Genomic DNA, 1,683 nt, shown 5'->3' on the forward strand with positions numbered 1-1,683 from the left:
GCGTGATCAGCCCGGTGCCACCGGCCGCGGCGAGGTCCCGGGCGAACGCGTCGACGCCGTACCGCTCGATCGGGTTCCAGTAGGTCATCGTCACCACCGGCGCGCCGGTGGCCGCGACCTCCTCGATGATGCGCAACGTGTCCCGGGTGCGTACGCCGCCGGCCAGGGCGATGTCGCTGGCCCGCTGGATGACCGGGCCGTCCATCACCGGGTCGGAGTACGGGATCTCCACCTCGATCACGTCGACGCCGGCGGAGACCATCGCCTTCATCGCGGCGATGCTGCCCTCGACGGTGGGAAAGCCGGCCGGCATGCAGCCGACCAGGACCGCCCGGCCGTCCGCCCGGGCCTTGTCGAAGGCCACCCCGATCCGACTCACGTTCACTCCCCGTCCAGGATGCCGAAGTACCCGCCGGCGGTGTGCACGTCCTTGTCGCCCCGGCCGGAGAGGTTGACCACGATGGTGGGCTGCCGGCCCAGATCGGCGGCGAGCTTCGGGGCGACCGCCAGGGTGCCGGCGAGGGCGTGCGCGCTCTCGATCGCCGGGATGATCCCCTCGGTACGGCAGAGCAGTTCGAACGCCGCCATCGCCTCGTCGTCGGTGACCGGCTGGTAGCTGGCCCGGCCGGTGTCGTGCAGCCAGGCGTGCTCCGGCCCGACGCCCGGGTAGTCCAGGCCGGCCGAGATCGAGTGCGACTCGACGGTCTGACCGTCGGCGTCCTGGAGCACGTACGTGCGGGTGCCGTGCAGCACCCCGGTGGAGCCGCCGGTGATGCTGGCCGCATGCCGCCCGGTGGCCACCCCGTCGCCGCCGGCCTCGAAGCCGTACAGCCGCACCTGCGGGTCGTCGGTGAAGGCGTGGAAGATGCCCAGCGCGTTGGAGCCGCCGCCGACGCAGGCGGTGACCGCGTCCGGCAGCGCGCCGGTCAGCTCCAGGCACTGCGCCCGGGCCTCGTCGCCGATGCCCCGGACGAAGTCGCGGACCAGCGCCGGGAACGGGTGCGGGCCGGCGGCGGTGCCGATCAGGTAGTGGGTGTCGTCGACGTTGGCGACCCAGTCCCGCATCGCCTCGTTCATCGCGTCCTTGAGGGTGCGCGAGCCGTTCGTCACCGGTACGACGGTGGCGCCGAGCATCCGCATCCGGGCCACGTTCAGCGCCTGCCGCTCGGTGTCGACCTGGCCCATGTAGACCACGCAGTCCAGGTCGAACAGGGCGGCGGCGGTGGCGGTGGCGACGCCGTGCTGGCCGGCACCGGTCTCGGCGATCACCCGCTTCTTGCCCATCCGCCGGGTCAGCAGCGCCTGGCCGAGCACGTTGCGCACCTTGTGCGCGCCGGTGTGGTTGAGGTCCTCCCGCTTGAGCAGCACCCGGGCGCCGGCCCGGGCGGAGAACCGGCGGGCCTCGTAGAGCAGCGACGGGGTGCCCGCGTAGTCGCGCAGCAGGGCGGCGAACTCAGCCCGGAACGTCTCGCCGGCCATCGCCGCGCGGTGCGCGGCGTCCAGCTCGTCGAGGGCGGCGACCAGCGCCTCCGGCACGAACCGGCCGCCGAAGCGGCCGAAGTGCCCAGCGGCGTCGGGAAACTGCGGCCGCTCGCTCATGCCGGCACTCCGCTTCGCTCCGCGCCGCCCTGAGGCACCAACGCACTGCGCTGATGATTCACTCGCTGACGCTCGCTCATGCCG

The 1,683-nt window shown here is 73.2% G+C and carries 2 protein-coding genes; both read right to left on the reverse strand.

All coding sequences use genetic code 11. From position 1 onward, the window contains the following. Positions 1–379 (reverse strand): tryptophan synthase subunit alpha (locus AB0M52_RS20375; RefSeq protein WP_363955804.1); only part of this gene is annotated, 379 nt, incomplete at its 3' end. A gap of 2 nt (positions 380–381) precedes the next feature. Next, positions 382–1,599: a tryptophan synthase subunit beta gene (trpB, locus tag AB0M52_RS20380; RefSeq protein WP_363955807.1), complete on the reverse strand. Its 1,218-nt coding sequence runs from the start codon at positions 1,597–1,599 to the stop codon at positions 382–384. Positions 1,600–1,683: the final 84 nt, after the last annotated feature.

Origin of the sequence: Micromonospora sp. NPDC051296 (genome assembly GCF_040682255.1) — a bacterium.
Lineage (GTDB): Bacteria > Actinomycetota > Actinomycetes > Mycobacteriales > Micromonosporaceae > Micromonospora > Micromonospora craterilacus.